This is a genomic window from Pauljensenia sp. 20925_1_34 (assembly GCF_041432775.1).
GTDB lineage: Bacteria > Actinomycetota > Actinomycetes > Actinomycetales > Actinomycetaceae > Pauljensenia.
In genome coordinates this window covers 49,752-74,814 of record NZ_JAPWAG010000005.1, presented here as the reverse complement: position 1 = coordinate 74,814, position 25,063 = coordinate 49,752, and the positions used below count along the sequence as shown (strand labels likewise).

At 66.3% G+C, this 25,063-nt stretch carries 18 protein-coding genes and 1 pseudogene; 5 read left to right on the top strand and 14 right to left on the bottom strand.

Annotation, left to right across the window (positions count from 1 at the left end):
* Positions 1 to 48: 48 nt before the first annotated feature.
* The gene (locus O3669_RS03475) at positions 49 to 3,477 is read right to left on the bottom strand and encodes a UvrD-helicase domain-containing protein (RefSeq protein ID WP_371523698.1); all 3,429 of its coding nucleotides are present in this window, start codon (positions 3,475 to 3,477) and stop codon (positions 49 to 51) included.
* A gap of 19 nt (positions 3,478 to 3,496) precedes the next feature.
* Positions 3,497 to 6,682: a PD-(D/E)XK nuclease family protein gene (locus O3669_RS03470; RefSeq protein ID WP_371523652.1), complete on the bottom strand. Its 3,186-nt coding sequence runs from the start codon at positions 6,680 to 6,682 to the stop codon at positions 3,497 to 3,499.
* A 78-nt stretch (positions 6,683 to 6,760) separates the two neighbouring features.
* On the opposite strand from O3669_RS03470, the gene O3669_RS03465 reads away from it, so the two are divergent.
* Positions 6,761 to 6,988, top strand: coding sequence for a DUF3107 domain-containing protein (locus tag O3669_RS03465; protein WP_315281118.1), 228 nt, complete (start codon positions 6,761 to 6,763; stop codon positions 6,986 to 6,988).
* An 87-nt stretch (positions 6,989 to 7,075) separates the two neighbouring features.
* Here the strand turns inward: O3669_RS03465 and O3669_RS03460 are convergent, their stop codons facing one another.
* Complete coding sequence (locus O3669_RS03460; protein ID WP_315281117.1) at positions 7,076 to 7,705, bottom strand: ferritin-like fold-containing protein; 630 nt, start codon at positions 7,703 to 7,705, stop codon at positions 7,076 to 7,078.
* Positions 7,706 to 7,956: 251 nt separating this feature from the next.
* Here O3669_RS03460 and O3669_RS03455 point away from each other — a divergent pair, with 251 nt between their 5' ends.
* Positions 7,957 to 9,768: a DEAD/DEAH box helicase gene (locus O3669_RS03455; RefSeq protein ID WP_371523651.1), complete on the top strand. Its 1,812-nt coding sequence runs from the start codon at positions 7,957 to 7,959 to the stop codon at positions 9,766 to 9,768.
* Between the two features lie 567 nt (positions 9,769 to 10,335).
* On the opposite strand, the gene O3669_RS03450 is transcribed toward O3669_RS03455, so the two are convergent.
* The 10 genes from O3669_RS03450 to O3669_RS03405 form a co-directional block, all read right to left on the bottom strand.
* The gene (locus O3669_RS03450; protein ID WP_371523650.1) at positions 10,336 to 11,349 is read right to left on the bottom strand and encodes a hypothetical protein; all 1,014 of its coding nucleotides are present in this window, start codon (positions 11,347 to 11,349) and stop codon (positions 10,336 to 10,338) included.
* Between the two features lie 43 nt (positions 11,350 to 11,392).
* The gene (locus O3669_RS03445; RefSeq protein ID WP_371523649.1) at positions 11,393 to 12,484 is read right to left on the bottom strand and encodes an ankyrin repeat domain-containing protein; all 1,092 of its coding nucleotides are present in this window, start codon (positions 12,482 to 12,484) and stop codon (positions 11,393 to 11,395) included.
* A 45-nt stretch (positions 12,485 to 12,529) separates the two neighbouring features.
* A complete protein-coding gene (locus O3669_RS03440) occupies positions 12,530 to 13,519 on the bottom strand; it encodes a helix-turn-helix domain-containing protein (RefSeq protein WP_371523648.1) in 990 nt (329 codons plus the stop codon).
* 85 nt (positions 13,520 to 13,604) lie between these two features.
* Entirely contained in the window at positions 13,605 to 14,417 is an 813-nt protein-coding gene (locus O3669_RS03435; protein ID WP_371523647.1) for a hypothetical protein, read from the bottom strand.
* The gene (locus O3669_RS03430; protein WP_295967283.1) at positions 14,417 to 15,145 is read right to left on the bottom strand and encodes an ABC transporter ATP-binding protein; all 729 of its coding nucleotides are present in this window, start codon (positions 15,143 to 15,145) and stop codon (positions 14,417 to 14,419) included. The genes O3669_RS03435 and O3669_RS03430 overlap by 1 nt, the downstream gene beginning before the upstream one ends.
* A gap of 19 nt (positions 15,146 to 15,164) precedes the next feature.
* Positions 15,165 to 15,527 carry a GntR family transcriptional regulator gene (locus O3669_RS03425; protein WP_371523646.1) on the bottom strand — a complete coding sequence of 121 codons (363 nt, stop codon included), beginning with the start codon at positions 15,525 to 15,527 and terminating at the stop codon, positions 15,165 to 15,167.
* Positions 15,528 to 15,697: 170 nt separating this feature from the next.
* Complete coding sequence (locus O3669_RS03420) at positions 15,698 to 18,064, bottom strand: glycogen/starch/alpha-glucan phosphorylase (protein ID WP_371523644.1); 2,367 nt, start codon at positions 18,062 to 18,064, stop codon at positions 15,698 to 15,700.
* A 694-nt stretch (positions 18,065 to 18,758) separates the two neighbouring features.
* Positions 18,759 to 19,379: an LPXTG cell wall anchor domain-containing protein gene (locus O3669_RS03415; protein WP_371523643.1), complete on the bottom strand. Its 621-nt coding sequence runs from the start codon at positions 19,377 to 19,379 to the stop codon at positions 18,759 to 18,761.
* A 202-nt stretch (positions 19,380 to 19,581) separates the two neighbouring features.
* Positions 19,582 to 20,211: a MarC family protein gene (locus O3669_RS03410; protein WP_295967293.1), complete on the bottom strand. Its 630-nt coding sequence runs from the start codon at positions 20,209 to 20,211 to the stop codon at positions 19,582 to 19,584.
* A complete protein-coding gene (locus tag O3669_RS03405; protein ID WP_371523642.1) occupies positions 20,208 to 21,056 on the bottom strand; it encodes a PHP domain-containing protein in 849 nt (282 codons plus the stop codon). The genes O3669_RS03410 and O3669_RS03405 overlap by 4 nt, the downstream gene beginning before the upstream one ends.
* 69 nt (positions 21,057 to 21,125) lie before the next feature.
* On the opposite strand from O3669_RS03405, the pseudogene O3669_RS03400 reads away from it, so the two are divergent.
* The 3 genes and pseudogenes from O3669_RS03400 to O3669_RS03390 form a co-directional block, all read left to right on the top strand.
* Positions 21,126 to 21,440: pseudogene (locus tag O3669_RS03400) on the top strand (L-asparagine permease); the annotation flags it as partial.
* A gap of 115 nt (positions 21,441 to 21,555) precedes the next feature.
* Complete coding sequence (locus tag O3669_RS03395) at positions 21,556 to 22,554, top strand: asparaginase (RefSeq protein WP_371523641.1); 999 nt, start codon at positions 21,556 to 21,558, stop codon at positions 22,552 to 22,554.
* A 115-nt stretch (positions 22,555 to 22,669) separates the two neighbouring features.
* Positions 22,670 to 24,178: an aminopeptidase P family protein gene (locus O3669_RS03390; protein WP_371523640.1), complete on the top strand. Its 1,509-nt coding sequence runs from the start codon at positions 22,670 to 22,672 to the stop codon at positions 24,176 to 24,178.
* A 33-nt stretch (positions 24,179 to 24,211) separates the two neighbouring features.
* On the opposite strand, the gene O3669_RS03385 is transcribed toward O3669_RS03390, so the two are convergent.
* Positions 24,212 to 25,015 (bottom strand): general stress protein, encoded by an 804-nt coding sequence (locus O3669_RS03385; protein ID WP_371523639.1) that lies wholly within the window; start codon positions 25,013 to 25,015, stop codon positions 24,212 to 24,214.
* Positions 25,016 to 25,063: the final 48 nt, after the last annotated feature.

Genomic DNA, 25,063 nt, shown 5'->3' with positions numbered 1-25,063 from the left:
CGACAATCGGGGTGTTGCCTCCGCTCGGACATGGCGGCTGCGTCGCCGTCAGCTCAGCGCCCCCTTCACGGCCTCGTCCAGCGACTGCTCGGCACTCCCCAGCATCTCCTCGAGGGCCTCGAGCGTGTAGTGCGACGGGCCCGCCAGGAACGCGACCATCGCGCCAACCTCCGACGCATCCACGCCCATGCGAGCGGCCCACGCACGTCGGTACAGGCGCAACTGGGTCGCGAAGTACGCCAGCTTCTCCGGCTTCGTCGAGGCCGTCACCGGCTGACCGCTCTTCCAGTCGACTACCAGGAAGCGCGGTCCCTCCCCGCTCACACGCTCAAAAACCGCGTCGATTCGACCCTGGACGGACACTCCGCCCACCTCCACGGAGAACGCCTCTTCGATCGCCACCGCCCGATAGCCGGCCAGCTCCCCCGCGACGAACGCGCGGAAGTTCACCCGTAGCCTCTCGAGCAGCTCGCGTTCCTTCACCGTCAGCAGGGCCTCGTCTGCCCCGTCGTCACCGCCCGCCAGCGCCCCATCCTCACCGGGCACGACCGCAGAGGGGTCCACGGCCTCGGACGCGGGATCCGCGCCCGCCACGTGCAGCTCGCGCTCCGCCCACGCGTGGAACACCGTGCCCAGGGCGGAAAACGAGCTGGGTTTAACTGGCATCGGCCGACGCATATCGCGCGCAAACTCATCCGCATCCTGGAGCATCGCCGACACTGACGTCGCGGGCACGCGCTCGGCCCACAGGTCCACGACCGGCGCCTCCCGGCCCAGACGGTCCTCCTCGATCAGGGCAATCGTGTCCCGAACCGACGGGTCATCACCCATCTGCGCCAAGGCCTCGAACACGTCGCGGTCCTCGGCCAACACGCGTAGCTGCGCGCGCACAGCGTCCGCCGCGGCCGCAACCCGTTGACGCGACGGGCCCGGCTCCGGCGGGAACGTTTCCGAGGCCGTCGGCGCGCTCAGCGCCGTACGCTCTTCCTCCCCCGGGACGGGAGCTATCAGGCACGTCCCGTCACCTGCGACAGAGCCGACGCCCAGGTCTCGCCACGCGCCGCTGCCCCACACGCCGCGATCGTCCAGGGCCTCGACTGTGCCTTCGGAAGGCGCCGGCGTGTGCTCGAAGAGCTGGGAGCTGGCCTCCATGAGGTAGCGCGCCGGAAACTTCGTCGCACTGCTGCCCGGGTACAGCCACGAGCCCACCAGCAACTGCGCGCTGCGCGCACGCGTCATCGCAACGTAGGCGAGTCGGCGCTCCTCGCGCTCCGCGTACACGCCGACGGCAAGCCCGTACTCCTTCTTCATCCACTTCTCATAGGCGGCCGACGGCTTCTTCTCGCCCTCAACATTCAGGTCGAAAGGCGGCAGGTCCGCGTAGTCCCCTCGCAGCGGGTGGGGCAGATCCCCACCCTCCGTCAGCCACGCCTTCTCGTAGGGCGGATCGTCCTGCCACGACACGGATTTCTTGCCCTTGCCGTGGGAGGGGAACACCCCGTCGCTCAAGCCGAAGACGGCGACGCCGTCCCACTCCAGGCCCTTCGAACCGTGGACCGTCAAGATCTGGACGGCCTTCGGGTCCGGCTCGCCCAGGGGAGCCTCCAGCCCCTTCTCGCGTTCGTCGGCCACGCGCAGGTACGCGAGGAAAGACCCCAACGACGCGCCCGGCGTCTCCTTCTCGTAGGCGGCGGTCACCGCAATGAACTCGTCCAGCGCGGCTCGGCCCCCCATCGACAGGGGGTCCGCGATGACGTCGTCCAGGGTGCCCATGATGAGGATTGCACGCTCAACCTGCTCGGTGATCGAGCGCCCAACGCCCTCACGCACCGCGCGCAAACGCTCACCTAACAACCGCACGCGGCGCGCAGCCTCCTCGCTGATCGCGGGGCGGCCCTCCACAGCCCACCCGGGGTTGGGCGGGTTGTCCACCGCGTCCAGGAGAACGGCCTGGTGGGGGCTGACCCCCTCCTCGCGTGCCAAGGCGCGCGCCCTGTCGCCCAGCGCGATCAGGTCGGTGGCCCCCAGGTCAATGCCCGCCAAGAGGCGCGCCAGCCACGGGGAGGCCGCCACGTCGTAGGCCAACTCCAGCGCCGCGCGCACGTCCTGCACGGCGGGCTGGTCCAGCAGCCCGCCCAGGCCCACGATCTCCGTCGGGATGCCGGCCTCGCGCAGAGCGGCGTCAATAAAGGGGAAATCCTTGCGGCGCCGACTCAGAACGGCGACTGTGCGCCGCTTGCCATCCTTGGTCGCTTGCGAACGGACGCGCTTCACGAAGTCCACCGTTGCGGCCAACGCATCCTCATACACCTGCGTGTAGGCGATCTCTACGGTGCCCTGCCCCGCTCCCTTCCTGGGAACCAGGACCGGCGACTGTGCCTTGAGCGCGTCCTTGCCCTGCTGATAGGAGGCCACCTCACGCAGCGGCGCTGCCACGCGATTCGCCGCGTCCAAAATCGACACGTCGTTACGCCACGCGGTGGACAGCGTGAGGGTCTGCCCGGCCTCGGGCGCTCCGCTCTGGAAACGATCCAGGAAGGTCTCCAGGGACGAGGCCGAGGCCCCCCTCCACCCGTAAATCGCCTGATTCGGGTCGCCCACCGCAGTGACTGCGTGATCCCCAAACAGCGTGGAGAGGAGCTCCATCTGGATGACAGACGTGTCCTGGAACTCATCGAGGAGGACCGCACGGAACTCCTCGCGCAGCGCGGCACGCACGGAGGGTGCCTCGCGCACGATGCGCGTGGCCAGGACCAGCTGATCCGAAAAATCGAGAACGCCCATCTCACGTTTACGCTGCTGATAGGTCGCAATAGGGCCCAGGAATGCGAGACGACGTCTGTTGGCCCTCAGGAGGTTGCGTGCCTCCGGGTTGGTATCGCCCACCTGGGACAGCTCACGACCCAACTCCTCCAAGGCCTCGCGCGCACGCTCCACCGTGAAGCCGTGCTCGGCCAGCTCGCCCGCAAGATGCAGGACCTGCGGGACCGCGTCTATCGGCCGGAGCTCCTCGTCCAGGTCGGTGGGCCACGCCTCGACGATCTGCGTCATCAGGTCGAGGGCGCCGGCCTCGGAAAGCATGGAAAAATCGGGATCGATGCCGATCCTCATCCCGTGCTCGGACACGATGCGCTCCGCGAAGGAGTTATATGTCAGGGCCACCGGGTCTTCGTCAAGACGCTCGCGCATCTGCGGCATCTCTCGTGACAGCAGTCGGATACGCTCGCGCAGGCGGTCGCCTAGCTCCCCGGCCGCCTTGCGCGTGAAAGTCAGGCCCAGGATCGAGGCCGGGGTCAGGTCCGGGTGGTTGGCCAACAGCCAGAGCACCCTCATCGACATGGTTTCGGTCTTACCCGACCCGGCACCCGCGACAACCAAGAGGGGGCGGCGTGGGGCCTCGACCACGCGCACCTGCTCCAGCGTCGGCGTCTTCGTCGCGTCGACGATTGCCTGGATCTGCGTCGCGCTCAGGTTCATGGCGCTGTCCTTTCCCACGTCACTCCACCACCTTGCGGCCGCGCTCACGCGCCGGACACAGCCGATCGAAGGAACAGTACCGGCACGCTTCCTCCGAGGGCGTCGCCTGGAAGTAGGGGCCGCGCGCGGCGTCGGCTACCTTGCGGACCTCCTCGTACCACTTGTGCAGCTCCTCCCCCTCCAGGGGCTTCTGATCGAAAGTTTTCGGTTTCTTATCCCCAAGCAGCGCGATGCGGGCGCCCGCCACCTTCTGGCCTGAAGCAAGCAGGGCCATCTGATAGGCCGCCAACTGCGGGTTGTCCGGAACAGTCTTCGCCGAATAGCCGCTCTTACCCGTCTTCAGATCCGTGACGCGCACCCCCTCATCGACGTGCTCCATGCGGTCCATGCGACCGCGGATGGTCACGCCCTCAACCTGGGCCTCGACCATCTGCTCGACGTCGACCCGGCCGGGCACGCCGACGATGTAGGAGGCGAGATTATCGACGATGGCATGCGCGCGGCGTTGTGAGTGACGCCCCGCCCAGGTATCCAGGTTGTAACCCAGCTCCTCGATGCGCCCCTCCAGCGCCTCCGTCAGTTCCTCGGCGCTGCCGTGCGGGTTCTCCTCGGCCAGCGCGTGCACGAGAGTACCCAGGCTAGCTGCCGCGTTCGACGGCCCATCGGCGCCAATGGTCGACAAAAACCAATACAGCGGGCATGCCAGCGCGCGCTCGAACTGAGACGGGGAGAGCCTCACCTCCCCCTGAAACTCCTCGTCCGTCGTGGGCGTGCCACCCGCGCCCAGCCAGCGCTCCGGCTGCGCGGACGCGATGCCCTCGCGGGCCATCAGGGCCAGCAGCGTGGCCGCAAGCTCAGCGTCGACCGGATCGTCCGGCGAAGCCGCACGCGCACGCAGGTCAGCGATGTGGCCGGGCAGCGACAAGGGCGCGTCCACCGTATCAATCGGCACGACGCCGTTCTCGCGCGGCGTGCCCGCCAGTCGCGCCACCAGGTCGAAGAAAGCGGAAGGTGCGGCGTCCTCCGAGCGCACGGCACCGGCGTGCACGAAGAGGCTCGATCGCGTCACAGCAGCCACGAACAGGCGATACTCGTCGTCCAGCACGGCTCGGCGCGCGGCCCGCGTAGAGTCGATGAGTTCCTCACGCCCATCCTCACCCACGACTGTGCGGCCCGCGCCCACGTCCGCCAGCAGGTCGGCGCGCAGGATCCGGTCGCGCAGCCGCATATTCGGCCACGCCCCATCCTGTAGGCCAGCGAGCACCACGACCTGCCAGCGCCGCCCCATGGCCTGAGCGGGCGTGAGAACCTCGACGCCGCCCGGGCGCACGCCCACGCGCGAGATCGTGTCGATCGGCACCGACCCCGAGAGCAGCTCGGAAGCAAACTGCACGGCCGAGCCAGCCGGGTTGCGCTGCTCCCACACGTCCGCAACGCGCATGAGTGCGACGACAGCGTCCAGCTGATCGTCGAACCACGCGGAGGCCTCGTCGGATCGGATGGCCCGCGAGCGCCAGTCTTCGCCGACACCGCACGCCTCCCACAGGGCCCACAGGCGCTCCTGGGGACGCTCCCCACCCGACGCGGCAATCTCCCACATGGCTGCCGCCTTCGTCAGTGCCCGCGCGAGCGAGCGGTCATTCCACCCGCGCCGCCCCGGCGCCTCGGCTCCCTTCTCGAGCGTCGCGCGCCACGTCTCAGGATCATCGACGAGGTCGGCCACCGTCAGCGGGATCGGCGCAGTCTCGTCGCCCGCCTCCTCAGCGGCCAGGGCACGCGCAGCGTTGAGGCGGCGCAGCAGCCGGTGAACTGCCAGGGCGTCAGCTCCGACGAGAGCCGAGGGCAGGAGGCGCTCGGCCAGTTCCCGGCGCAACGCCACATCCGTGTCGCTCTCCCCCGTCGGCACCGTGACAAGGTCGAGAAGCAGTCGCGTTGTGGACTGCGACGCAAAGTCAAAGGCGCGTCCGCCCCCTGCCAGCGGGACGCCACCGCGAGCCAGGTAACGCCTCGTCTCGGCAACCATCGAGGAGCTGCGCACGATGACGACCTGGTCCGTGAAGTCGATACCGTCATGGAGGTGGTGGGCTCGCAACGATCGGGCGATGAGCGCCCCCATCTGCGAGGGCGTGGCCCCCAGGTGCGTGGCGAGGCCACCCACCGGCGCATCATCCGCGACCTGGGCGTCACGCCGAGCCGGCGAGCCGGACTGGGCGATACGCGAGCAAGCCTGGCGCGCCAGGTCACGAACGAGCTTCGAGGTCTCATACACCTGCCCCAGCTCCGCGATCTCAACCCCCAGCGCCGAGGCCAACCGCCGATCCAGATGCGGCTCTCCCCCGCGATACCCAGCCACGGCCACATCCGAATCCGAGAACGCCACGATGCGGGCGCCCGCGTCCCGGCACGCCCGTAGCAGCGTCAGGGTCGAGGGCGTGCAATCCTGCAGGTCGTCAACGATCACCACGTCGGGCACCGGACAGGGCGCCTGCACGCCGCGCTCGGGCGCGTCGCTCTCCCACGCGCGAATAAGATCCGCAGCAACGGACTGAATACGCGACAGATCCACGCGCAGGGTCAGCGGGTACTCAGGGGAGCGCTGTGGCCCCTCCTCCAGGGCAGCAACGATCGCGCCCGCGCCCTCCCATTCGGGATGCCCAAAACGCGCCCCGGCCTGCGTCAGCTTCTCCGCGTCCATCCCGGCCTCGCCCACGCGCGCCACCAGGTTACGAAGCTCCGCGCGAAACGCCGGCATCGCACGCATCTGCTCACCGATATCCTCCGGCCAGGGCGCCTCCACGCTGCGCAACAGCTCCGCCAGAAGCTGATCCTGGGCCGCGCCCGTCACCAGCTCCACGCCCTCCAACGGCTCAAGGCGCTGCGTGCGCCACGTGGCCACCACCTGATACGCAAAAGACGCGGGCGTGCGCACCGGACGCACCACATCGGGGCCCAGCGCCTGCGCGCGCGGCGTCAACACGTCGGCGCGCGTGCGATCAGGAGCCAGAATCAAGGCCGAGCCACCCGCGCGCACAGCCTGCTCGAACACCGCGAGCGCGCACGTGCTGCGCCCCGAACCGGGGGCCCCACGGGCGATCACATCCGCGCCGCGCGCCGCATCGACGACCCCGCGTTGTGCCTCGTTCAGCTGCGGCAGACGCCACCAACCATCCGGGCGACGCCGCAACCTGACCTTGATTTCGCTCATGACGCAATACTGACAGACCCCACCCGCATCTGTGGCACATATGATGGCATTGACGATATTTTCCAGCAAGGAGTCATCATGGAGATCTTCATCGGCATCCGCGACAACACGCGCCAGCTCGCCCTCGACGTCGACATGACCGAAAACGAACTCATGGCGAAGGTCAACGAGGCCCTCGTCTCCGCCAATGGCGTCCTCGACCTCACCGACACCAAGGGCCAGCGCACCCTCGTGCCCGCCCAGGCCCTCGGCTACGTGCAGATCGCCAGCAAGACCGAGCGCCGCGTCGGCTTCGCGATCCACTGACGCACCACCCGACGCACGAGGCCGGGGAGCACACTGCGGAACTGAACCGCTCGCGCTCCCCGGCCTCGTCTATGCCCGTCGGACCGCTCAGGCCTTCAGGTAAATGTCCTTCATGCGCTCGCCGTGACGCTTGATGACATACTCCGTGATCTCATCGACGTTGTCCGGCGTCATCGCGAGCTGCGGGTAGGTGAACAGCGTGGCGCGCACGAGGCCCAGCGCCTCGCCGGCAACGCGGCGACCCCACAGGGACAGGCGATCCGCCAGCTGCGGGTCCGCCTCAATCTGCGGCCCCAGATGCTCGCGCACCCAATGCCCCTGCTCGAAGGGCCACACGTCCTCAATCCCCTCAAACAGGCCGTGGACTCGGGCAACACGGATCAACATATCGCCGAGCATGCCGCGCGTAATAAAGGTCTTCACCGAGCGCTCCGCGAACGTCGTCGGACGAGTGCGCGCATCCAAATCGTCATACGCGCGCGTAAACGCACCAGCGGCCTCCATCAGATCAAAGTCACGGTGCTCGCTCCACACCTCCAGCTGCTGGTACAGCGCGAAACACTGCGCAGCCATGCGCGCGTGCTCCACGTGCGCCTCGAACGTGGGAGCCTGCTCGCCGTCCTTCGCCAGGCGCGTCATAAACGCCAGCGACGAATAGGCGAGAATACCAATGACATCAGTGTCGTCGGCCGGGACAGAAACATATTCATGAGCCATGAGTACAGCATAGTGCCTGACAAGCCCTCCGGCTCCCACTATCCACACAATCCCCCATTCCCCCAGCTCCCTGTGACCAGCACCTCCCCCGCTGTCAGCCTTGACACGATTACACTGAAAGGTGACCACCGGAAGCCCGGTCGCATTCTTTTTGCACATCACACAATCGCGCGGACGACAATCCCCGCGCCAGACAATGCGCGATCGGCACCGACCCCAACCCCGGAAAAGCCCGGGAGACAAGGCAGATCGTGACCAACACGAGCATCGAGGCCATCGAGCCCACCCCCGACAACGACGCCACCACACAGAGCGAGGCCACCACGCAGGAGGCCACCCCGGCCTCGTCCGTCGAATACTCCGCAGGCGTCGTCCGCCTCGGCAACATCAAGCCCGCAGCCCCCGAGGTCGAAGAGGCCACCCCGGACATTTCCGGCAAGGGCGAGGATCTCGACAAGAAGTCCTTCGCGGACTTTGGCGTCACCGACCCGATCGTCGACGCCCTCGAAGACAAGGGCATCACGCACCCCTTCCCGATCCAGGCCCTGACGCTTGGCCCCGCCCTGGAGCGCCACGACATCATCGGCCAGGCCAAGACCGGCACCGGCAAGACCCTCGGCTTCGGCATCCCCGTGCTCGAGGACGTCATCGCGCCCGACGAAGAGGGCTACGAGGACCTGCTCAACCCGAACAAGCCGCAGGCGCTCATCATCCTGCCGACCCGTGAGCTCACCAAGCAGGTCGCCCAGGACCTGCGCGAGGCTGCCAAGTACCTGTCGACCCGCATCGTCGAAATCTACGGCGGCGTCGCCTTCGAGCCCCAGATCGAGGCCCTCGAGCGTGGCGCCGACATCGTCGTGGGCACGCCCGGCCGCCTCATCGACCTGCTGCGCAAGGGCCACCTGCACCTGTCCGGCGTCGAGACCGTCGTCCTCGACGAGGCCGACGAGATGCTCGACCTGGGCTTCCTGCCCGACGTCGAGACACTGCTGGCCCGCGTCCCCGAGAACCGCCACACCATGCTGTTCTCCGCGACTATGCCCGGCCCCGTCGTGGCCCTCGCACGCCGCTTCATGGTCCATCCGACCCACATCCGCGCGCAGGACCCCGACGACCAGAACCAGACCGTCAACACGGTCAAGCAGGTCATCTACCGCGTTCACGCCATGAACAAGGTCGAGGTCGTCTCGCGCATCCTCCAGGCGGAGGGCCGCGGCCGCACCGTCATCTTCTGCCGCACCAAGCGCACCGCCGCCCGCCTGGGCGAGGACCTGACCGCCCGCGGCTTCGCGGTCGGCGCGCTGCACGGCGATCTCGGCCAGGGTGCCCGCGAGCAGGCTCTGCGCGCCTTCCGTAACGGCAAGGTCGACGTCCTGGTCGCCACCGACGTCGCCGCGCGAGGCATCGACGTCGACGACGTCACGCACGTCATCAACTACCAGTGCCCCGAAGACGAGAAGATCTACATCCACCGCATCGGCCGCACGGGCCGCGCGGGCAACTCGGGCACGGCCGTCACCTTCGTCGACTGGGACGATACACCGCGCTGGTCGCTCATCTCCAAGGCCCTGGGCCTGGGCGTGCCGGATCCGCTCGAGACCTACCACACCTCGCCCCACCTGTTCACCGACCTGGATATTCCCGAGGGCACGACCGGCCGCCTGCCGCGCGCCAAGCGCACGCGCGCTGGCCTGGACGCCGAGGTTCTCGAGGACCTGGGCGGCTCCGCTCCCCGCTCCGAGGGACGAGGCCGTGGCGGCTCGCGTTCGGGCGGCTCGCGTTCGGGTGGCTCGCGTGGTGGGTCTCGCGGTGGCCGCGGGCGTTCCGCACGCGGCGACGCCTCCTCCGAGTCTTCACGTTCGCGCGGCTCGCGTCGCGGCACCCAGGACGGGGATCGCACGCTGAACGCCGGCAAGGGCGGCCGTTCCGACCGTGGCACTCGTGGCCGTGGCCGCGGCGAGCATTCGCAACGTTCCGATTCCGGTTCCGGTTCGGCTGGTTCTTCTTCCGAGCGTGCGCCCCGCGCCCGCAAGCGCATCCGCCGCCGCAAGGGCGGCGAGTGAGGCGGTAGAGCCGCTGCGCTGATACGACATGCGGAGGGGTCCGAGCCGAAAGGCTTGGGCCCCTCCCCTGTTTGAGGCCTCAGGGCGCGGCAAGATTCAACCTGATCGGGAACATTCAACCCGTTAGGGAGGATTCAACCCGATCAGAAGGGGTTGAATCTTCCCGATCGGGTGTAACACCTCATCGGTAACAAGTATCGTCGCGGAACTTGCCGTCCGCGATGGCCCCAACCGACACACAACGTGCTCAGAAGGGGCAGCAGTGCACTAGATACGACAGCAATGCACTAGATAGGAGGGCATTGCACTACCTGCTATCTAGTGCAACGCTGCGCTAACTAGTGCAATACCCCTCGGCCACAAGCTCTATCGCGGTAAATGCAGCTCCATAACAGCTACAACGAGCCTCCAGCCGAGCCACAGCTAACAGCGCTGCACTAGTTAGGGAGCATTACACCACCTCCGAGCTGGTGTAAAACCCCGCTAAGTGGTGTAACACCACTTAGCAACAAGTATCAGTATGGAGATGCGCCGCAACTCTCCAGTTGAAACACGAGGCAATGCAGTTCAGCGGCGGCTGAAGAGACGGTTCACCACTGAGAAACACGCGCCAGCGACGAGGCCGCTAACAGCAGCACTCATCAGCTGCGTGGGCACAGCAAGACCCAAACCGCACGCGCTTGGCAGAGTTTCCTTGGGCTGCGAGGAGGTAGGCACCCCATCAGCAGCCTCCTGAGGCACGCAAGCAGCCGTCGACGAGGACCCCGGAGCCAGTTCAACACCATCATTCTGTTCGTCATAAGAGGCGACACTCTCACCCGTTGAGACTCGCACATCTCCCCTACTAGAAGCGACGGGAGAAGACTCCAAACCTTTAGCTTCACCAAAATCAACACAACGTCGAATCGCCTGCTTAACAGAGGAGGAAAACACACCCAGAACAAACATCATCGACAGCGAAGCAGCGTAGGCTATTGCCATCTCAAAGAGTATAGTCCAACTTGACACCTCTGGCGAACAACGACCGGAATTACAATATGCTTGAAGCATCGAATACGATTCAAGAACTTTGGGCATCAGTATGCCCATGATGATCAAAACGCCACCAACAACCGTATTCATCTCGGCTCGCCTGGCCTCAAACTTGATCATTATCCACTGAAACAAGGATCCCACCATGAAAAGCACATGAATGAAGGCCACTTCATACGTAGACACAAGCCCCAACTGAGGCTCTCCTTCTCCTACATAGAAAGCCCATCTAACGTCACCAAGAAAATCGAACACAAATAGAAAGACAGCCAAATATACAGTGATGATCAACAGTCTCATCGTCAAGAGCAGACCGCTTTGTCGCCAGAATTTCATCACCCCTAGTCCAGTCAAAGCACAAAGGAAATATAGGGGAAGACCGTACATTATCCACAATGGCGCGACATACGCTTCATCAACACGTAGCGATATATCAGCCAGCGTCATCCACACAAAATACGCGCTTACACCCAATAAGAGGAAGCAAATCAGTCCATACATCACTGCAACTCGCCATTGACGCAGCCACTCAAGAATTCGTTTACCCATGCTCACAGTGTAACGCGGCGCGCTTTACACTCTGAAGCCCCGCTCACCGCCCCACGTCGGGCAGATCCAGCTCCACCAGGACCGGGTTCAAGCGGACCCATTCGACCGCCAGCTTCGTAATCTCGTCGATGTCGCCGGTGTTCATACTGCGCGCCTTCAGGGAGGCGACGGCGGCCTCGGCGCGGGACAGAGAATCGGGCGACAGCGAAACGCCAGACGCGACAACACGCAGATACTGGTCCAGCAGCTTCCCAAAAGAACGATCCCAGTTGATGCCGCCGTTGTCGTACACTTCGTGGCCGACTCGTCCCGCAATGCGGATAACCTCGCCCTGTAGCGTCCGACACTGGCCGCTGTCGGGTACAAGCAGATCCCATAATTCCCCGTGCTGACGCAGTGCGGGCACGGACGGATCCAGCTCCAGCCGCTCCCCCACGACAGGCGCGCGCTGGGCCTCGCGCTGCTCCACCCCGAACAGGGCGCACAGCTCCGACAACGCGGCCGAGGCCTCGTCGACTCGTGACTGCGAAAGGTGGTCCGGCAGCCCGTGCGTGATGAACGTGCAGCGCATCCGGTCCATGGCCCGCAGTGCGCTCGGCACGCGCTCGCCGACGGGTGCCCCAACAGACAGAAGCAACCGAATCACCGCGAGCGCGCGCGGGGCGTCCAGGAAGTTGTGCCAGGACACCACGTTCTCAACAAGCGTCGCCTTCCCGTACACCCTCGAATCAGCAGCAACCAGCGGATCCGCGCCCCACGAGATCATCCGTGACACATCTGCAACAGGGAAACGCTCGACGACGCCAAACAACGCCGTCTGGTCGGAGGTATCGCGCGCATTGATGTCGCCTCCGCGGGCGATCAGCATCGGAATCTGGTCGAGGCATCGCGACCGAACGCGCGCGTGGATCGGGGTACGTTCGTACCGATCACGCGAGTTGATGTCCTCGCCCCGCGCGAGCAGGAAATCGGTGATCTCCTCGGAGGCCGGGAAGTGCATGAGCCGCGACTCATAGGCGGAGCCCCGCAGGTACGCGCCGACCTCGCAGCGTTCGACCGCGCGCGCCACGGCCTCGACGTCCCCGGAGGCGATGATTTGCTCGATGTCCGCGGGCAGGGTCTTGCGCAGGCGCATGCCTACTCTCCTCTCTGAGTTCCTGGGGCCAGCCTCACCGCGCGTCTACTCCCCCTCGGAGGCCCCGCCACCGTGCTTCGCGCGCTCTATGAGGACGCGCTCGACGACGCGCGGCAGGCGGGTGGGGGTGTCGCGGTGGCGACGAAGCGTGAAGAACAGACGCGCGCGGGTCAGCAGCGAGACGCGCACGGATTCCGGCCAGCGCATCGCCACGTACTGCACGGCATCGGTCACGTCGAGGCGCCGCGTCGAGTTGCCGACGCGTACCCACAGCTCGGCCTCACCCTTGCCCTTGGGGCCCTTCAGGTACACGGGGCGCATGGACGGCGGGATCGTCACCCGGCACACTTCCTGGTGCTCGTAACCCTCCTGGGGGTCCGTGGCCTCGGCGAAGTCAAGGAGGGGCAGCGCAGCCGCGTTGGTCCCCAGGCGCTGGCCCCACAGGTCGCGGATCCACAGCTCGAAGCGGTCGGCGTCCGGTGTCTTGAGAGTCGCGTAGTCGGGGCCGAGGCCGATGAGGCGCCCGTCATCATCCACGCCGATGAGGAGGGTGCCGCCGCCGGAGTTCATGAACGCGGCGACGGTCTTCGCGATGACGGTTTCCATGGCGTCGTCGCGCTTGCCGGCGCGCATGTTCCAGCGCGCGCTCGACTTGAATTCGAGGGAGTCGGATTCGCCGCGCTTGGCGACCTCGGCGATGGGTTCGAGGCCTGGGCGCGGATGCAGGTACGCGACGATCAGGGAGACGACGATGACGACGATGAGGGCCACCAGGGCGGCGACGCCGATCATGGCGGGGCGCCACATGTCGGAGGAGGAGAAGATCCAGCCTGCAACCAGGAGGCCGCCCCACAGGCCACCCAGGCCGGTGAGGGTAGCCGAGGCTGTGGACATCGTCATGCGCGAGGCCAGGAGGCGCCGCACGACCATGCCGATTACCCAGGCGATGACGAGGAGGAGTACCTGAATTCCGATCCACCGCAGCAGGTCGGGGTTCTGGGGTGTGGCCCCGAAGCGGGGTCCCTCGGCGGTCATCTGCGCTCCTCACACAACGAGTCGGCGGTGGGTCGGATACCAAAATCCTATCCCACCGCCGACTGGCGCTCAGCGGGTCATGCGCTCAGCGCAGGGACGTGTGCTTCTCGATCGAGCGGGAGGCCCACAGGCCCATGACCAGCGCGAACAGGGGCACGAGGACATAGGAGCCGATGCCGATGACGTTCGGGTGCCCCTCGGTTCCCATCGTCGCCAGGTACGAGGTCCACATGATCTCGGTGGAGAAGTGTCCGTCGGTTGTAACGGACAGCGGAAGGAAGAACGTGCCAACCGTGGAAAGCACCTGGTTGACGATGTACAGCAGAACGAAACCGATGATGGGCGCGCCGAAACCCATGTGATTGAAGCGCCCTTCCGCGCCGATGGACATGACGGCACTACCCTGCACGAGCCACGACAACGACACGAGCACCTGAACCACAATCATGATAACGACGGTGGAGGTCGGCATTCCGGCCACGACGGAACGCGGCCCGGCCGTGTACTCAGCGAGGCTAATGCCGTCGCTCCACGCGGCAGCCGAAGCGACGGCAAGGATTCCGCCGACGGCCAGGGCGAGAGCAAGGAGGCACTCGATCGCGATGCGGGTGTTCTTCGCCCAGAAGATGACCTTTCCGGAGATCGGCAGGCTCATCGTGAAGTAGCCACGCTGCCCGTAGAGGGTCTTCCAGTAGTCGGCCAGGGCCGCGATCGCGCAGGCGACCGGCGTGAGCGCACACAGGGCGTAGGCGAGGACAGCGGTGGAGCCGCTGATGCCCGGCAGCCCCGCGGCGACGATTACCGCGGCAACCGCGATCACAGCGATGAACGCCCCGAAGGAGCGCGCGTCCGTACGGAAACGCGAACGAATCTCGTAGGCAAGCAGTTTGGTGAACATCAGCGGTACTCCTTCCGGAAGATGGCGTCGAGGGAATCGCCGTGGGAGGCGCGCAGGTCGTCGGCGTCACCCTGCAGGAAGACCTGCCCGTCCTTCATGAAGAGCGCGTAGTCGACGAAGTGTTCGATGTCGGAGATGAGGTGGGTGGACATGATGAGCAGCGAGGCGGGGTCGAACTCGCGCAGGATGCCGTCGAGGATCACGTCGCGTGTGGCAGGGTCGACGCCGCTGATGGGTTCGTCGAGGAGGAACACGCGGGCGCGCCGGGACATGACAAGGCTGATCTGGAGCTTCTCCCCCATGCCCTTGCTCATCTCGCCGAGGCGGCGGTCGGTGGGCAGCCCGAAGAAGTCGACCATGGAGGCCGCCTTGTCGGCGTCGAAGTCGGCGAAGAACGTGGAGTAGACGCGGATCGCATCCGCTGCCGTCCACTCGGTGTTGAGGAAGTCGGCGTCGGGCAGGTAGGAGACGATCTCCTTGGTGGCGACGCCGGGCGCGTGCCCGTCGATGGTGACGGCGCCCTCGTAGTCGGAGAGGACTCCGGCGAGGATCTTGAGCAGCGTGGTCTTGCCACAGCCGTTGGGGCCCATGAGGCCGACGATGTGGCCAGACTCAAGGCTCAGGTTGTAGTCGCGCAGGGCTGGGGTCGAGCGGTAGCTCTTCGTCAGGCCGGTGACCTCGACGAGGCCGGGGCCAGCCGCGCTCGCGCCTGTAGGTTGGGTGGTCATGAGAGTGTGTCCTCCTGGTTTACAGGTCCACGTTCCAGCGTTCATCGACGAGGCCGTGGGCACCGTCGCGCTCGACACCGAGGGCTCGGCAGGCGCGGATGAAGGCGTCTGCTGCGGCGCGCGCGTCCTCCTGGCGGAGGGCGTGGAGCGCCGTGTCGTCGGTGGCGACGTATCGTCCGGCCGTCCGCTTGGGGACGGTGAGTCCTTCGTCGTCGAGGGCGGCGAGGGCTCGCTGGACGGTGTTGGGGTTGGTGCCGGCCTCGATGGCGAGGTCGCGGACGGAGGGGATCTTCTGGCCGGGTTTCCACGTCCCATCGGTGATACGGGCGCGGAAGCTGTCGGCCAGCTGGATCCAGATGGGGCGGGTGTCATCGATGCGCATCGATGCGTCCCTCCTGTCTTGCTGTATTAATACACTAATACAATGACACAGTCTCCCAACTGTGTCAACCCACTAATACAGTTGGCTCACAGACCGATACAACCACACTCTTCCAGGTAACAAGGGAGGCCCGGAACCATGCGGTTCCGGGCCTCCCCTACGCGATTGCGTCAGTCGATCGGCTCACCCTCAATGTGCCAGACCTCGCGAGCGTAGTCGGAGATCGTGCGGTCCGAGGAGAAACGGCCGGAGCGGGAGATGTTCGCCCACACGCGAGCGTTCCAGGCCTTCTGGTCGCGGTAGTCGGCGGCCATGCGATCCTTGGTCTCGCGGTACGCGGCGAAGTCGCCCAGGACGTAGTACACGTCGGCCGGATCGTAGCCACCCTCGAGGATCGAGTGGCGCACGTCGTGGAACCAGCCGGAGTTGGAGTCATCGAGCGTGCCGTCGGTCAGGGCGTCGATGACGCGCTTGAGGCCGGGGACGTTCTCGTAGTGCCAACGGGGGTCGTAGTGGCGACGCAGCTCGGGCAGCTCGTCGTCGGTCGCACCGAAGATGTAGGCGTTGTCCGCGCCCACGGCCTCGAGAATCTCAACGTTCGCGCCATCCAGGGTGCCCAGGGTGAGAGCGCCGTTCATCATGAACTTCATGTTGGACGTGCCCGAGGCCTCCTTGCCAGCCATCGAGATCTGCTCGGAGACGTCGGCGGCGGGGATGATGTGCTCGGCGGGCGAGACGTTGTAGTTGTGGACGAAGACGACCTTGATGCGGCCGTTGATGTCCTTGTCGTTGTTCACCAGTTCACCAATGGCGTTGATGAGCTTGATGATGGCCTTGGCGCGGATGTAGCCGGGGGCAGCCTTCGCACCGAAGATGAACACGCGGTTGGGGGTGTCCAGCGTCGGGTCGTCCTTCATGCGGAAGTACAGGTCCAGGACGTAGAAGGCGTTGAGCAGCTGACGCTTGTACTCGTGCAGACGCTTGATCTGAACGTCGAAGATCGAGTCGGGATCGATCTCGACACCCTCGCGCTCCTTGATCCACGCGGCGAAGTCGACCTTGTTGGCATGCTTGATCTCGCCCAGGCGCGTGAGCACCTCGTCGGTGCCAGCCTCGGTGAAGTCAGAGAGCACGGTGAGGTCGCGGACCCACGCGTCGGAGCCGGTGACCTCGTCGAGGAGGGCGGCCAGGCGGGGGTTGCACTGCTTCAGCCAGCGGCGCGGGGTCACGCCGTTGGTCTTGTTGTTGAAGCGCTCGGGCCAAATCGCGTACCACTCCTTGAGGGTGTCGCGCTTGATGATCTCCGTGTGGAGGGCGGCGACGCCGTTGATGGAGTAGGACGCGTAGCAGGCGATCCAGGCCATGCGCACGGTGTTGCCGGAGACGGGGGCCATGTAGTCAATGGTGCCCTGGTCGAGGCCGCGCTCGGCCATGTCGATGCGGAAGCGACGGTCGATCTCGCGGACGATCTCGGCGATGCGCGGGAACAGACGGTTGAAGATGTGGATGTCCCAGGTCTCCAGGGCCTCGGCCAGAACCGTGTGGTTCGTGTAGGCGAAGGTCTTGGAGACGACCTTCCAGGCCTCTTCCCAGCCGAGGCCGTGCTCGTCCATGAGGATGCGCATGAGTTCGGGGATGGCGAGGACCGGGTGGGTGTCGTTGAGCTGGACGGCGTTGAACTCGGCGAAGCCGGTGAGGTCCTCGCCGTGGTGGCGCACGTAGTTCTCGACGATCTCCTGCAGGGAGGCGGAGCAGAAGAAGTACTGCTGGCGCACGCGCAGGACCTTGCCCTCGAACGTGGTGTCGTTGGGGTACAGGACGCGGGAGATGTCCATGGTGCGCTCACGGTCGATGATCGCGTCAGTGAAGCGCTGGGAGTTGAAGGCGTCGTAGTCGAACTCTTCGATAGGCTCGGCCTTCCACAGGCGCAGGGTGCCCACGTTCTTGGTGCCGTAGCCGGTGATCGCAATGTCGTAGGGGACGGCGCGCACGGTCAGGTCGGCGTAGGAGACGATGCGAGCGAGCTCTTCGCGGCGGGTGACGAAGGGGTAGCCCTCCTCCATCCACGGGTCCGGATGCTCGGTCTGGAAGCCGTTGTCGAAGAGCTGCTTGAACAGGCCGTAACGGTAGAGGATGCCGTAGCCGCGCACGGGCAGGTCCAGGGTGGCGCAGGAGTCCAGGAAGCAGGCGGCGAGGCGGCCGAGGCCACCGTTACCGAGAGCCGCATCCGGCTCCTCTTCGAGGACCTGACCCAGGTCGAGGCCGTAGGCGGCGAGGGCTTCGCGGGCCTTCTCGACGAGGCCGAGGTTCGACAGGTTGTTGAGCAGGGCGCGACCCATGAGGAACTCGGCAGAGAAGTAGTGTTCCTGACGACCCTTGGCATAGCGCTCAGTGGTGGCGGCCCAGTTATCGGCGATCTGATCGACGATGGCAGCGGACAGACCCTGCCACACCTCCATCAGAGTCGAGTCTTCAACGGGGCGTCCGGAGGTCGCACGCACGTGCGAGGGCAGCGACTGCGTCAGATCCAGCGTCATATGACTTCCTTTTTTGTACCTATGCCCTCCCGCCAAGCGGCGAGCCCCGGGTTGGGATCGGGCCTCGCCTTAGAGATTACCTATCCGCGCAGCTAATTCCCTGTTTTGAACAGCCTCTGGGATATTCACCACCTCCCGTCGCGTGACCGACCACACCCCCTCGACGCACCCCATGACTTAAGACCCAACCCTACAGCGAAACTGACATACCACCGCTGTCCACCCACCCCAAGACGAGGGGCACGCCCGACAACACCGAATCCCGTCGAACAGGAAGGGCGAGCAGGCCGTTACGGGATGCACACCAGCCGCACGAGAACGGACGGAGCGTCTCAACGCACTGCCGCGAGTCGATCCGCGGGCACCCCGAGGTGGCAACGGGTCCGCAGAGGCGCGTCCCTGCGGGGGCACTCACCGCAGGGACGCATATACAGGAAAGTGGCACCCCTCGATTGAGCGATGCCACTTTCCATCACCGGTTCATCATGAGGGCTCAATTCATGGTGACTTTCGGTACCCCCATTGTGCATGTGACGCGCACATCATTTCAAGGTGAAACACCTAGTTTCCGTTACAAATCTGCGGATCCTCTCTGCACATTTGTTCACGAATCCCGTCCGAACTGCGCAAACCAGACAAAATGCGGGCCCGCTCCCTTGGAGCGGGCCCGCAATGTTTGTCAGGCGCGCGCGCCTCAGTGACGCTTGCGAGCGATCACGAGGGTCACACCGCCGGCAAGGGCGATGGCGCCAGCGCCCGCGGCGATGGTCGCGGAGGAGCCGGTGTTCGCCAGCATCGGAGCGGAGGTGTCGGCGGGGGCGTTCGTGTTACGAATGCCGGTGCGCGCACTCACGGGGGCAGGGCTGTTACCCTTCGTCACCTCGCCGCGGGTGGTCACGCTGGTGCCCGTGCCGGGGGCAGCCGGCTCAGGAGCGGAGGGCTCCTCATTGGGGGCGGGCGTCTCGCCACCGGGCACGCGAGTGCCGGGGGTCATGGGCTCGGGGGTCGGCTCTTCCGAGGGACCCTCGGGGGTGGGGTTGGACGGCTCGGGGGTGGGCATCGGATTCTCGGGGCCAACGCTGGGAGCGGAGGGCTCGGGGGTGGGCATCGGATTCTCGGGGCCAACGCTGGGAGCGGACGGCTCGGGGGTGGGCTGACCGATGGAGGGGTTGCCCTTCGACGGCTCACCAATGGAAGGGTTGCCCTTCGCGCCATCGCCGATCGGGGACTCAGCGGCGAAAGCGATGCCGGCGGAAGCAGCGATGATGCCAAAAGCCGCGGTCGCGGCGAACACGGAGGCAGTCGTCTTCTTCATGATCTCTCCTGAAACGGATGTGATGAGGGATGTAGTGCATGACCCTGACCGACGCGCGCGGCATCATGTCACGGCCTTGACCCTTACCCTACAACACTTCCTGACCATGGAGAAGGGTTTTTCTTAAATCACACTCCATCAGCCTGCACAGGCAGTAAAAATTGAGCTCAAATACCGGGTAATCTTACCGGCCCGAATGACCTCAAGATCCCTGCGCTGACGCGATAAACATGAAGATTCCCTCCATGATGAGCTGCGTTGCGATGGCGGCGAGCAACAAACCTGAGATCTTGGTCAACAGCATGATGCCGCCCGGGCCCAGGAGCCGAGAGAGCATGAGCGAGAAACGCATGGTCAACCACATAACGACGTGCGCGAGGATAACGGCGAGCACGACGGCAACCCACGAGCCGACGTTCGCTCCAGCCTGGCCGACGGCCACCATCACGGCGACGATCGAGCCGGGGCCAGCCAGCAGCGGGGTCCCCAGCGGCACGAGCGCGACGTTGACGTTCTCATCGCCCGTGTCGGGCGCCCCAGAGTCGGTTCCCATGAGGAGCTCCATGGCGACCAGGAACAGCAGGACGCCGCCGGAGAGCTGGAGAGCCTCCATCGAGATGTGGAGGAGGCGCAGGATCTGGCCGCCCAGGATAGCGAAGGTGAGGATGACCCCGAAAGACACCGAGGTCGCTTGGATCGCGGCCCGCCGCTGCTTGTGCTGGGAGTAGCGGGAGGTCAGTCCCAGGAAGATCGGCACGGTGCCGATCGGGTCCATGATGACCGTCAGCGTCGTGAAGGCCGTGGCAAAGAGAGCAACGTCGAAGAAGCTCACGGTGCTACCACCTCGATATGCCCCTGAGCGATGAGCTCGGCGATCACGTCGGGGTCAGTCGTGTTTTCGCCGATACGGTTGGGCTTGCCGCTGCCGTGGTAGTCGGAGGATCCAAACTCCGCGAGCCCCAATTCCCTGGCGATGCGGTCAACGTCGGCGCGATCCTCAGGAGCGTGGTCGCGGTGGTTACGCTCGATACCGAAGAGGCCCGCCTGGGCCATCTGCGCGATGGTTTCCTCGGGCAGCAGGCGCTGGCGCTTGCGGGCGCGCGGATGCGCCAAGACGGGCACTCCCCCGGCCTCACGCACGCAGCGCACCGCTTCGACCGGGTCGGGTGCCCAGTGGTGCACGTAGTAGGGACCCGACGGGTGCAGGGCCTTGACGAATGCGGCGCTGCGGTCGGGGAAAGCACCGGCGGCGACGAGCGCGTCGGCGATGTGCGGACGTCCCACGGGGCCACCCTCGGGCGCGAAAGCGAGCACGTCCTCCCACGTGATCGGGTAGTCCGCGCTCAGGTTCTCGACCATGCGGAGGGCGCGCGTCTCGCGGTCCTCCCGGGTTCGCCGGAAATTATCGACGAGGCCGGGGCTGGCCGGGTCGAAAAGGTAGGCCAGCAGGTGCACGGTGATGCCCGATGCTGAGCAGGACATTTCCGCACCCCGGATGAGGGTGACGCCGGTGTCGGCGACGGCAGCCACGGCCTCGTCCCATCCGGCGGTCGTGTCATGGTCCGTCAGGGCGATTGTGTCCAGCCCGGCGCGGGCAGCAATCGCCAGGAGCTGCGCGGGCGTGTCTGTTCCATCCGAATAAGCACTATGAGTATGGGGATCAATTCGCTTCACCATCTGAGATTACCGCATTAATCCGATCACACCACCGGGCGGAGGAGACGAGCCCCGCGAGCGCGCCGAGGCCTCGTGTTCGTCCTCAACATGATGAGCGTCAAGGCCTTCGGTGAGGCTGAGTTCTGGTTCGCAATGATCAAGGTCGCGACGATCCTCATCTTCATGGGCGTCGCGGCGGGCGAGGCCAAGGACGCCGCGACAATCCTGCCCAAGGCCATCAACTCGATGGTTATCCGTATTTTCTTCTTCTACGTCGGCTCCGTCGTTCTCTTCGCCCTGGCGCTGCCCTACAACGCCTACTCGTCGGAAGTCTCCCCCTTCGTTTCCTTCTTCTCTCGCATCGGCGTGCCTCACGCGGCCGACATCATGCAGGTCATCGTCCTCATGGTCGTCGGCTGGTACTACGTGCGCGGTCGCGTTGGTAACCTGACGGACGAGGCCGCCGCCTCGCTGCAGGGCGAGGAAACTCTGGTGGCGGGCGACTGAGAAAGGACGAACAGTGCGTCTTCACGTCACGTATGCGGGTGGAACCATCGGCATGGTCGACTCCCCCGAGGGCCTGCGCCCCGGCGCTGACCTGCAGGGATGGTTCGGCTCCCAGCTCGAGGGCATCGAGCTGGCCCAGAACATCACGATGTCCACCCTGGACCCGCTCATCGACTCCTCGGAGGCAACCCCCGAGGACTGGCAGGCCATCATCGACGACATCACCGCGCACGCGGATGAGGCCGACGCCTTCCTGGTCCTGCATGGCACGGACACGATGGCCTACTCGGCTGCGGCCCTGTCCTACGCGCTGGCGAGCATGGGCAAGCCGGTCGTCCTGACCGGCTCCCAGTACCCGCTCGGCGTCGTCGGCTCGGACGCGTCGGCGAACGTCACGGGTGCGCTGCGCGCCGCGATGTCACGCCACGCGCGCGGGGTCATGCTGTTCTTCGGGCACAAGCTCCTGGCCGGCAACCGGGCCACTAAGACCTCGTCGTGGGCCTTCCGCGGCTTCGAGTCGCCCTCCGTGTCGCCCATGGCCCGCACGGGCGCTCCGTGGCGCTGGTACGGCGCGCCCCAGCCGGGCACCGGCTGGCAGGATCCGAGCCCGTACGCGCGCCAGGACGTCGCCGTCATCGACGTCGTCCCGGGCATGAGCGCCGCGCGCCTGCGCGCGATGACGACGCCCCACCCGGACGCCCTCATCCTGCGCACCTTCGGCGTGGGTAACATCCCCGCCTCCGAACCCGGGCTGGTCGCGGTGCTGGAGGAGCTCGCCCAGGCCGATGTGCCGATCATCGTGGCCTCCCAGTGCTACCAGGCTGAGGTCATGCTCGGCCACTACGAGGCCGGAAACGCCCTGGCTAAGCTCGGCGCGGTCGGCGCCCACGACATGACGCTCGAAGCCCTCTACGCCAAGACCGTCTTCCTGCTCTCGCAGGGAGCGCGCGGCGCGGACTTCGCGCGCTGGATGGACACGTCCATCGCCGGGGAGCTCACCCCGCAGGACTAAGCGTGCCCCCGCCCCGGCCTCGTCCCCCACGCACCCGCGCCACCTGGAACGAGGCCGGGGTTTGTCATACCCGCGCGCAACGCACGAGAGGGGCTCGCGCCCCTAGAATGGGGCCATGAGCGAAGAAGAAACCCAGTCAATGGCCGAGCGAGGCGAGAGCCGCTCCCGTCAGCCCCAGTCCTCCGCCTTCCGCGAGTTCATCGGCTCAGGTTGGGGCCCGCGTCCCTCGGAACTGCCCGAGCGCGAGCTCGTCGCCGACTTCCTGAACGCGCGTACCCTCAAGGCCGGCGCTCCCTTCCCGGGTGAGCGCCTCGTCGTGCCCGCGGGCCCCTACAAGGTCCGCTCCAACGACTGCGACTACCGTTTCCGCGCGCACTCCGCCTTCGCGCACCTGTCGGGCCTGGGCGCAGAGAAGGAACCGGACACCGTCCTGGTGCTGGAGCCGAACGAGGACGGCACCCACACCGCGCTGCTGTTCTTCAAGCCACGCGCTTCGCGCTCCTCCAAGGAGTTTTACGCGGACGCCCGCTACGGCGAATTCTGGGTGGGCGCGCGCCCCTCGCTCGAGGAGCTGAGTGCGCAGACCGGCCTGGAGACCCGCCATATCGACACGCTGCGCGACGTGCTGGCGAAGGACGCCGGGACCGTGCAGCTGCGCATCGTGCGCGGCGTGGACGCGAACGTCGAGGCGATGGTGAACGAGGTGCGCACACAGGCTGGGCTGCCGGCCAGCGAGGAAGCGCGCGAAGACGACGAGCGTTTCGAGGAACACCTCTCCGAGATCCGCCTCATCAAGGACGCCTTCGAGCTCGACGAAATGATCCGCGCTGTCGAGGTCACCAAGGCCGGCTTCGAGGACATCATCCGCGTCCTGCCCCGCGCCGTTGGCCACCGTCGCGGCGAACGCGTCATCGAGGGCGCGTTTGCGGCCGTCGCCCGCGAGGAGGGCAACGGCGAGGGATACGAGACCATCGCCGCCTCGGGCAACCACGCGAACACCCTGCACTGGATCGACAACGACGGCGAGGTTCGCGAAGGCGACCTGGTGCTCGTCGACGCGGGCGTCGAGGTCGACTCCCTCTACACGGCCGACATCACGCGCACGCTGCCCGTCAACGGCCGCTTCACCGAGGTCCAGGCGCGCGTCTACCAGGCCGTCCTCGACGCCTGCGAGGCCGCCCTGGCCCGCGCCAACGAGCCGGGCTGCCGCTTCAAGGACGTGCACGACGCCGCCATGGAGGTCATCGCCGCCCGCCTGCATGAGTGGGGCATCCTGCCCGTCACGCCGGAAGAATCCCTGGCCACCACCGGCCAGCAGCACCGCCGCTGGATGCCGCACGGCACCAGCCACCACCTGGGCCTGGACGTGCACGACTGCGCGAAGGCCCGCGCCGAGCTCTACCAGGGCGCGCTGCTCGAGCCGGGCATGGTCTTCACGATCGAGCCCGGCCTGTACTTCCGCGCCGACGACCTGCTGATCCCCGAGGAATACCGGGGCATCGGCGTGCGCATCGAAGACGACGTCGTGGTGAACGCCGACGGCACGGTCACGCGCATCTCCGAGGATATCCCGCGCACGATCGCGGACGTTGAGGAGTGGATCGCGCGCATCCAGGGGCGTTAAGCGCCCGCTGAGCGTCTCTTCGCGTGGAGCGCCCTAGCGGTGCTCTCCCGACGCCTCGGTCTGGTCTCCCTCGGGGGACGAGGCCGGGGCGTCCTCGTACGTATCTGGCGTCGGCTCGCTGTGGGCCGCTTGGCTCCCATGGGGGGCTGTCTGCGGCGCGGGCGTCGCCGACGGCTCGGGTGCCGTGACCGGCGAGGCCACCACGGCCTCGTGCGCGGCGGACGCGCCAGAGCCGGCGGGCTGCCCGGCACCGCCGGGGACCTCACCCTCCCTGGTCGCCGCACCAAAGCGCGGGCGGCCGTCCGGGAAGAAGCCCACGGAGTCCTTGCGGGGGCGCTCAGCCTTCTCCGGGGCGCGCTTGGGGCGCGCTTGGTTGCCGGGCGTGCGCTGAAGGAGCGCGAAGGCCTGATCGATGTCAGCGGAGGCCAGGATCGCGTAACGAAGCGCCACGACCTGCTGAGTGGACACCAGATCCCGGCTGCGCCCGCGCACAATGAAGGCCAGCGCGGACAGCGCCATGCCGACCAGTGCACCGATGAAGATGCCACCCGCCACCCACGCTCCCGTACCGCCCGCATTCTGCCCAGCCGACATGAACATGCCTGCCAGCGCACCCCACAGGGCACCGCTGGAAGCACCCGACATGGAGGCGCGGGCGATCGTCAGACGCCCTTTAACGCGCTCCACCATGTGCAGATCGGTGCCGACAATCGTGATGGAGGCGACGTCAAAGCCGTGATCGGACAGGAAGTCAACACCGGCGCGGGCCTGCGCGTAGCTCTGGTACGAACCAACCTCGGTGCCCGTGGGCATCTGCGGGTCCATCACGACAGCCATTTCTTCTCCTTCGTCCCCGGCCTCGGTGGCATAGAACGCATTGTTCAT

What these genes read in the sequence shown, in the direction of transcription:
- O3669_RS03405 (WP_371523642.1), bottom strand. Translation starts at nt 21,056, where the DNA reads ATGGTGAAGCGAATTGATCCCCATACTCATAGTGCTTATTCGGATGGA.
- O3669_RS03435 (WP_371523647.1), bottom strand. Translation starts at nt 14,417, where the DNA reads ATGTTCACCAAACTGCTTGCCTACGAGATTCGTTCGCGTTTCCGTACG.
- O3669_RS03445 (WP_371523649.1), bottom strand. Translation starts at nt 12,484, where the DNA reads ATGCGCCTGCGCAAGACCCTGCCCGCGGACATCGAGCAAATCATCGCC.
- O3669_RS03465 (WP_315281118.1), top strand. Translation starts at nt 6,761, where the DNA reads ATGGAGATCTTCATCGGCATCCGCGACAACACGCGCCAGCTCGCCCTC.
- O3669_RS03440 (WP_371523648.1), bottom strand. Translation starts at nt 13,519, where the DNA reads ATGACCGCCGAGGGACCCCGCTTCGGGGCCACACCCCAGAACCCCGAC.
- O3669_RS03475 (WP_371523698.1), bottom strand. Translation starts at nt 3,477, where the DNA reads ATGAACCTGAGCGCGACGCAGATCCAGGCAATCGTCGACGCGACGAAG.
- O3669_RS03460 (WP_315281117.1), bottom strand. Translation starts at nt 7,705, where the DNA reads ATGGCTCATGAATATGTTTCTGTCCCGGCCGACGACACTGATGTCATT.
- O3669_RS03390 (WP_371523640.1), top strand. Translation starts at nt 22,670, where the DNA reads ATGAGCGAAGAAGAAACCCAGTCAATGGCCGAGCGAGGCGAGAGCCGC.
- O3669_RS03420 (WP_371523644.1), bottom strand. Translation starts at nt 18,064, where the DNA reads ATGACGCTGGATCTGACGCAGTCGCTGCCCTCGCACGTGCGTGCGACC.
- O3669_RS03430 (WP_295967283.1), bottom strand. Translation starts at nt 15,145, where the DNA reads ATGACCACCCAACCTACAGGCGCGAGCGCGGCTGGCCCCGGCCTCGTC.
- O3669_RS03415 (WP_371523643.1), bottom strand. Translation starts at nt 19,379, where the DNA reads ATGAAGAAGACGACTGCCTCCGTGTTCGCCGCGACCGCGGCTTTTGGC.
- O3669_RS03450 (WP_371523650.1), bottom strand. Translation starts at nt 11,349, where the DNA reads ATGGGTAAACGAATTCTTGAGTGGCTGCGTCAATGGCGAGTTGCAGTG.
- O3669_RS03425 (WP_371523646.1), bottom strand. Translation starts at nt 15,527, where the DNA reads ATGCGCATCGATGACACCCGCCCCATCTGGATCCAGCTGGCCGACAGC.
- O3669_RS03385 (WP_371523639.1), bottom strand. Translation starts at nt 25,015, where the DNA reads ATGGCTGTCGTGATGGACCCGCAGATGCCCACGGGCACCGAGGTTGGT.
- O3669_RS03470 (WP_371523652.1), bottom strand. Translation starts at nt 6,682, where the DNA reads ATGAGCGAAATCAAGGTCAGGTTGCGGCGTCGCCCGGATGGTTGGTGG.